The organism is Streptomyces huiliensis (assembly GCF_020037025.1).
GTDB classification, from domain to species: Bacteria; Actinomycetota; Actinomycetes; order Streptomycetales; family Streptomycetaceae; genus Streptomyces; species Streptomyces huiliensis.
Genome location: NZ_JAIQLH010000269.1, coordinates 1 through 6,813, shown reverse-complemented (window position 1 = coordinate 6,813; position 6,813 = coordinate 1). Strand labels below are relative to the sequence as shown.

6 protein-coding genes are annotated in these 6,813 nt (G+C 75.8%); 2 read left to right on the top strand and 4 right to left on the bottom strand.

Translation table 11 applies throughout. The annotated features are described in order from the left end of the window. A partial coding sequence (locus JNW98_RS30715; protein WP_223771574.1) for a helix-turn-helix transcriptional regulator occupies positions 1-381 on the top strand: 381 nt, incomplete at its 5' end. A gap of 284 nt (positions 382-665) precedes the next feature. After that, positions 666-1,226, top strand: coding sequence for a hypothetical protein (locus JNW98_RS30710; protein WP_223771573.1), 561 nt, complete (start codon positions 666-668; stop codon positions 1,224-1,226). 41 nt (positions 1,227-1,267) lie between these two features. Here JNW98_RS30710 and JNW98_RS30705 read toward each other — a convergent pair whose 3' ends face one another. The 4 genes from JNW98_RS30705 to JNW98_RS30690 form a co-directional block, all read right to left on the bottom strand. Then, positions 1,268-2,044 (bottom strand): hypothetical protein, encoded by a 777-nt coding sequence (locus tag JNW98_RS30705; protein ID WP_223771572.1) that lies wholly within the window; start codon positions 2,042-2,044, stop codon positions 1,268-1,270. A gap of 179 nt (positions 2,045-2,223) precedes the next feature. Continuing rightward, complete coding sequence (locus JNW98_RS30700; protein WP_223771571.1) at positions 2,224-3,417, bottom strand: thiopeptide maturation pyridine synthase; 1,194 nt, start codon at positions 3,415-3,417, stop codon at positions 2,224-2,226. Continuing rightward, positions 3,414-4,433: a lantibiotic dehydratase C-terminal domain-containing protein gene (locus tag JNW98_RS30695; protein ID WP_223771570.1), complete on the bottom strand. Its 1,020-nt coding sequence runs from the start codon at positions 4,431-4,433 to the stop codon at positions 3,414-3,416. Before JNW98_RS30695 ends, JNW98_RS30700 begins: the two co-directional genes overlap by 4 nt. After that, positions 4,420-6,813, bottom strand: a 2,394-nt coding sequence (locus tag JNW98_RS30690; RefSeq protein WP_223771569.1) for a lantibiotic dehydratase, incomplete at its 5' end; no start/stop codon positions are given. The genes JNW98_RS30695 and JNW98_RS30690, both read right to left, overlap by 14 nt.

Sequence of the window (6,813 nt, the reverse complement as noted above, 5' to 3'; positions counted from 1 at the left end):
GCCCGGCTGGACCTGGGACGCGCCCTCGGCGCGGCCGGCCGCACCGAGGAGGCGTGCGCCGCGTTCGCCTCCGCGTCCGCCGGCGCCGAAGCCTGCGGCGCCCGCCCCCTCGCGCGGCGGATCGCGACGGCGCGGCGGGAGCTCTGCCCGGCGGAGGAACGCGAGACCGTACCGGCGACCCTGACCGGCCTCACCCCGCAGGAACTGCGCATCCTCTCCCTGGCCCGCGACGGCCACACCAACAGGGAGATCGCGGGCCGGCTCTTCGTCACCCTCCGGACGGTGGAGTTCCACCTCTCCGGCGCCTACCGCAAACTCGGCATCTCCGGCCGCCGCCAACTCTCCGAAGTCATGCCGGCGGAGACCCGGACACCCGCCTGACCGGGGCCGCCGCCGGGGGCTCCGGCCCTCCTGGCCGTCGCCGTTTCCGCACTGGCGTTCAACCGAACCAACGGCTCTTTGCCGCCAGACGAGTTGCCGTATACGATCCTGCGCACCGTCAAGAAGACCCGTCCCACCAGTGGTCACTTGACGCATGGACGGACGAACGTCCGGCCATCAGACGGCTTGTGCGTTCCTTACGGGGGCTGCGGAGCACCGGTGCGCCGCGATGGGCGGTCCACGCCCGAATCGGACACCGGGACCAGCGGAAGGAGACAAAGAACATGAAGCAACAACGACGGGGCGTCCTGTCGGGCCTCGCGCTGCGAGCGGGAGTCGTGGGGGCGGCGACGGCCATCGCCGTCGCCGGCGGCGTGTCGACGGCGGGAGCGGCGACTCCCGGCCCGGACTCGGAGCGGGTCCTCGCCAAGACGGAGTACACGTTCCACCCGGCCGGCCAGGGCAAGGGCCAGGACAAGAAGGCCGCCGCCGCCTCGCGGCGGGTCATCCGCTGCGAGATGGTCTTCGTCGGGGCCAACCACGGCGCGCCGCACCACTCCGGTCACGTGCCGGGCACGGTCAACGTCCGGGTCCGTGTGACCTGCACCCAGCCGGTGCGGCTGATCAAGGGGAAGGTCGGCCTCTTCAGCAACCACGGCTCGAAGATCAAGGAATACGGCAGCACCGGCCGCGCCGCCGCCAAGGGCAACGCGGCGCTCGTCTGCCGGTCCGGCTACTACCAGGGCGAGTCGGCCGCCAAGATCGTCGCGCCGGTCGGCTACAACCCGCCCACCGCGAACATGGCGGCCAAGACCGCCAAGGTGCACCTGACGAGGTGCAGCTGACGCACGAGGTGCGGCTGACGCGGCGCTGACGCCGCCGGGCGTCAGCGGTTGACCTCGTCGCTGTCCGCCCACACGGGGTCGGTCACCTCGACCCGGACGGCCTCCAGGCGCTCGTCCGCCAGCACGTCGGTGACGAGCGCCGCCGAGCCGCCGAGGTAGGTGGAGTCGAGGTCGGTGTCGGTCGCGACACACCAGGCCCGGTCGTCGGGCCAGAAGAGGTTGGGCGACTGGGGGAAGAGGGACACCCCCAGTTCGCCGGCGGCGTCGAGCGGGCCCTCGAGCAGGACGTAGCTGCGGTTCGGCAACTCCACTCGAGGGCCGTCGGCGACGCCCGCCGGAAACTCGGGGGGAAGCAGGACCGGCTCCGGTCGACCGTTCCCCTCCTCCGGCGTGAAGGAGACCGTCGCGCGGCCGTCCGCCGCGGGCCCGTACCCGTCCCAGACGCAGAACCGGCAGCGGTCACCCGAAGCGGTGTGCCGGCCCAGGACGTCACACAGGGCCGCCAGCGCGACCGGGGGCAGCGTGCCCGGCTCGGGCTCCTCGTCCCAGGGCCGCGGCGGCCGTACATCCGACGCGGGGGTGGCGAGCGCCCGGAACTGCGCCCGGGGATGCACCGTCCTGCCCGCCCACGCGGCCACCTGCGCCCAGGTCACCGGGGAGCCGTCGGCCGCCGACGCGGGATGCAGGATCCGCGCGTACGCCTCGAACCCCCGCGGCACGAGGCCGCCCACGCCGGACCCGAACGGTCCGACTCCCGCGACCACCCAGTCGGCCGCCGCCACCTCCCCGACCGGCCGCAGCCGTGAACGTCGAGCCATGGTCCGTACCTCCCGCGACCGTCACCCCGGCCTGGCGCGAAGTCCTCACCGCCAGACCGCTTGCCGCCACGGTGGGCCGCTGGGGCCACCGGAGCCGACACAGCTTAGCGCGCGCACCGAGCCGGCACCCGGCTTTGAAAAGCCCGGCGGCGGACGTCACTTGGACCGGCTCGCCCTCGTCACCCCTGCCGCTCCACCGCCGCGTCCCCCGGCCGGTGGTCCCACTCGGCGGCCAGGCGGCGCCACTCCGGGGCCCGGTCCCGGGACGGCGGGAGGACGTGGCGGCGGAAGAGGTCGGCCGCGGTGACGCCGTGCACGGTCTCGACGGTGGAGGCCGCCAGGTGGCACAGGAGGGCGCGGTCGGCCGGGCCCAGGCCGAGGCGGTTGAGGTGGACGTAGAGGTAGTTGATCATCAGGCGGAAGGACGCGAACCAGGGGTCGGTCCAGAGGAAGTCCTCCTGGCCGTGGCCGGACTGGAGCAGCCGGTGGAAGCCGCTCACCTGGCGGGCCGGCGGCCTCGGGGCCAGGCCGGCGCCGCGCATCGACACCGCGCCGGAGGCCAGCAGGGGGTACGCGATCCGCTGCCGGCGGCGGATCGCCCCGGCCCAGTCGGCGACGAACGGCACGTCGTCCCGCCGCCCGTCCAGGGCCTCCCGCACCGCCCGCAGCCGGGCGCCCAGCGCGGCCGCCTGCCGGTCGTAGCGGGCGTCGAACGCGGCCCGCTGCGCGGCCGGATCGCGGGTGCGGGAGAGGAACGCGTCGGCGTGCGAGCGCAGCGACAGGAAACCGCGCACGATCGGCGGCCCGCCGGCCTCGAACGGAACCGCCGCCACCGACGCGGTGGTCCACATCAGGTCCAGCGCGAGCGCGGCCGTCGACCCGCCCGCGGCCCGGTGCTCGTACATCCGGAACGCCAGGTCGTTGGTGTCGGAGAGGAAGCCGGCCAGCAGCTCGCTCGCCCGCGGTGAGCCCAGCACCGGCAGCCGGTGGTCGTAGGGGCGCTCCAGCACGGTGTTGTCGGGGACCCAGGGATGCCGGGGCCCGGTCTCCATCTCCAGTTCGGCGAGGCGTTCGTGGACGGGGCCCAGCGCCGCCTCGTCCAGCCGTGCGGCGGACGGCCGGACGCGCAGGTACGCCTCGATCGCGTCCGTCACCACCGGGCGGACCCTCGCCTCCCACAGCGGGTCCGGCGCGCGGAAGTTGAGGCGCAGGTGCGGACCGCGCAGCCAGTGCCGGCCGAACCAGGCGCCCCGCGTCCACCCCCGCACGGCCTCGAACGCCGGGCGTACGCCGTCCAGGACGAGCGCGGGCTCGGCCGCCGCGTCGTGATGGTGGACGTGCAGGCTGTGCCACCGGGGCGCCGGGCGGCTCACGGGGCGGCCAGCGCTTCGGGGAGCTCGGCGAGCACCCGGCCCACCAGGAACCGCACCTGGTTCTCCTGCCACAGGGTCAGCCCCAGCCGGTTGTTGACCAGGTGCGCGCAGCGCAGCAGCACCAGGCTGGTGGACGGGTGCCGGGTGGCGGCCAGGTCGAGGGGGACGGCCAGCGGGGATTCCGTCCAGGCGGTGGTGAAGCTCCCCGCGTCCTCCAGGGCGTGCAGGGCGTCGCGCAGCCGCCGTACCGAGCCGAGCCAGTAGGTCCGCTGGTCCGGCCGGGCGGCACCCTCCTCGGCGACCCGCCAGGTGCGCAGGGCGCGTTCGCGGAGCGGCTCCCGCTGGGCGCGGTAGCGGGGTTCGAGGTCCTCGGCCTCGGGCCCGCTGCCGAAGGGCAGCGGCGGCCCGCCGGCCCGCGCCCACCGGCCGCGGATCTCGTCGCACAGCGCGAACACCCCGACGACCAGGTCGAACGCCAGCAGGGCCCGCTGCTCGACGGTCGTGCCGGCCGCCACCACGGAGAAGGCCAGCTCGCTGGAGTCGGCGAAGTGCCGCTCCACGGCGGCGATGGCGGGCCCGTGCCCGTAGTCCTCGTGCTCGCGCTCGTACGGCAGGAACTCCACCGTGTTGTTGGGCCGCACCGCCGTGTCGTGGCCCGGACGGCCCTCCAGACCCGCGAGTTCGGCGGCCACTCCCTCGAACCGGGAGCGGTCCACCACGTCGGGTGCGGGGAAGCGCGCCAGGTGGGCGCGGATCCGCTCGCCGGCCAGCCGCTCGACCTCGGCCCGGTCCGCGCGGCGGGCGGGCAGCAGGCGCAACCGCACGTGCGGCCCGCCCTCCCAGTAGCGCAGGAAGAACGACCGCCGGACCAGGCCCGCGCGGGTCAGCTCGTCGGCCAGCGGGCGGACGCAGCCGGTCAGCAGGCCGTCCTGGTCGGTGTCGTAGAAGACGTGCGCGGCCACCCAGTCCGCGCCCTCGGCCTCCTCGGGCGACAGCGGTTCACTAGCGGTCGGCATCCCGGCCTCCGTTGATCTCGATGAGGTATTCGGTCACCCGGGGCGCGCCGTCGCCGTGGTCCGGCAGGCCGGACGCGTCGGGCAGCGCCTCCTGGAGGAACAGCACGTGGTCCGGCTCGGCGAGCATCCGCTCGAACAGGCCGACCAGCAGGAGGTTGGCGAAGTCCACGGCCAGCGGCTTGCGGTCCTTGACGCGCCACACGCTGCCGTCCGCCACCGCGCCCGGGTCCAGGGCCCGCACGAAGCAGCGCCGCGGCATGCCGTGCGCGCGCAGCCAGCCGGCGAGGCGCGTCAGGTACGGCGCGTCGCCCTCGCCGGGCCGCCGCACGGGGACGGCGCCGGCGGGGAACACCCACTGGCGGCGGCTCACCACCGTCCGCCCGACCACCACCCGCGGCTCCGCCCGCAACTCCCGTACCAGCGACGGCGAGGTGTCGCCGAAGATCCGACGGCCGGGGATCAGCAGGTTGGACGTCGCGCCGAACACCTGCATGAGCAGCCGGACGGCGGGCGGCAGCCACATCTCCGCGATGAGGTTGGGGTGGACGGGCCGCACCTCGGCGCCGCGCGCCCGGGATCGGAGGACGAGCAGGCCCGCCGCCGGGTCGTGCCGCACCTCCAGGTCGCTCAGCGGGATCCGGTGCTCCGCCGGGCGGCGGCTCCAGCCGCCGGGGACGTCGATCTCGTCCGCCACCGCCGTGCACCGCAGCCCCACGTTGCTGCCGTAGTGCCGGCAGGTGTCCGCGACGAGCACCCCGTCGGGCGGCGGCGCGGTGTCCGCGTCGGCGGCGGTCCCGGCCTGGGCGAGCAGCCGGCGGATCCGGTCGCGCCCCCGGCCGTGGCCGGAGTTGACGGCGTTGACGACGAAGCCGGGGTCCGCCGGGTCGCCGAGCGGCTGCCCGTAGTACGTCACGGAGTCCGGCGGGCGCAGCCACGCGGGCCAGTCGGCGGCGCGGGCGGCGAGCGCGTCCGGGTCGAGCCGCAGCACACCGTCCGCGTCGGGCCGCCCCTCCAGCGCCTCCGCGCACAACTCGGCGCGGAGACGGGCCAGTTCCCTGAGCCGTGGCAGCCGGTGACCGGTCAGGGTCCGGTAGCCGTGCGTGGTGACGGAGAGGACGTCCAGCAGCCCCGGGTCCTCGCGCACCCAGCCCTGCACCGTCCGGTGGAAGGCGAGGAACGGCATCGACGCCCCGGGCCCGAAGCGCTCGGCTACGAGGTCGGCCAGGGCGATCCGTCCCGGCTGGGCGGGGTCGAGGACGCCGTGCAACCGGCGTACGACGTCCAGGTCCCGGAGGACCGGTGCCCAGGCCCGCCGGTCGAGACCGGCGGACGCCGGGACCAGCAGGGCGTTCTCGACGATGCTGTTCTTGCCGGGCAGCGCGACCCCGTCCGGGCCGGTGAGGGCCGCGACGCGGCGCAGCGTCGCCTCGACGTCCCGGACGCGCGCGAGCCGGTCCTCCGGGTCGGTGAGCCCGGGGTACGCGGCCAGGTGCCCGGCGAGGGCGGCGAGTTCGGCGTCCAGGGCGGCCAGGGCCGGGCCGGCGCCCGCCACCCAGGCCCTGAGCGCTCCCAGCGGGTCGGGGTCCTGGTCGGGGAAGGGCCGTTCGGCCTCCAGCAGGCCCAGCTCGACCAGCTTGTCCAGGTAGGCGGTGGCCGCCTCCGGGGTGCCCCCGGTCAGCTCCGCGACGCGGCGGGCCGCCTCCGCCCGCGTCCGCCCACCGGCCACCGCCGCCACGCACGCCGCGACCGGCGGCGACGCGGCCAGGCCGCGCAGCGGCTCGTCGGGACCGGGGCCGAGGAACTCCCACCGGTCGCCGGTGCGCAGCGCGGCCGGGCTGAGCCGCAGTCGGATCCCGGGGGCCAGTGCGGGATGCCGGGAGAGCTCCCGGACGAACTGCTGCAGGACCCAGATGTTCACCTCCGCCACGGTCCGCACCGCCGGAGGGGCCGCGTCTTCCGCCGGCCCGTCCCGCCAGCTCCCCAGGCCGCTGACGGTGAAGGTGCTGAACGGGGTGGTCTTGAGGGCGATGCGGGACAGGTACTTGGTCAGCCGCAGCGCCAGCCGGCGGTCCGGGGCCGTCTCCTCCGGCCGCGCCAGCCACCGGCGCACGTCGGCGTGGAGATCCGGGCTGCTCAGCACCAGGCCGTACCGGAACGCCGGGTCGCACACGGCCTTCCGCAGCGGGACGTGCCGGGTACGGGCGTGGTGCTCGACCTGCTCGGCGAGGCGCGTCCGGTCCCGCTCGTGCTCCTCGCGGAGCCGCAGCCAGGCGTGGACGCCCTCGGTGACGGCGGGCGGCAGCAGGGCGCGGACGGCGTCGTTCCAGCACCGGTCGGTGAGCGGCTTCCGGTTGTGGACGGCGCGGCGCAGGGCGACCAG

Bases quoted from the DNA above. Each gene is read 5' to 3' on its own strand.
- JNW98_RS30710 (WP_223771573.1), top strand. From the start codon at position 666: ATGAAGCAACAACGACGGGGCGTCCTGTCGGGCCTCGCGCTGCGAGCG.
- JNW98_RS30705 (WP_223771572.1), bottom strand. From the start codon at position 2,044: ATGGCTCGACGTTCACGGCTGCGGCCGGTCGGGGAGGTGGCGGCGGCC.
- JNW98_RS30695 (WP_223771570.1), bottom strand. From the start codon at position 4,433: ATGCCGACCGCTAGTGAACCGCTGTCGCCCGAGGAGGCCGAGGGCGCG.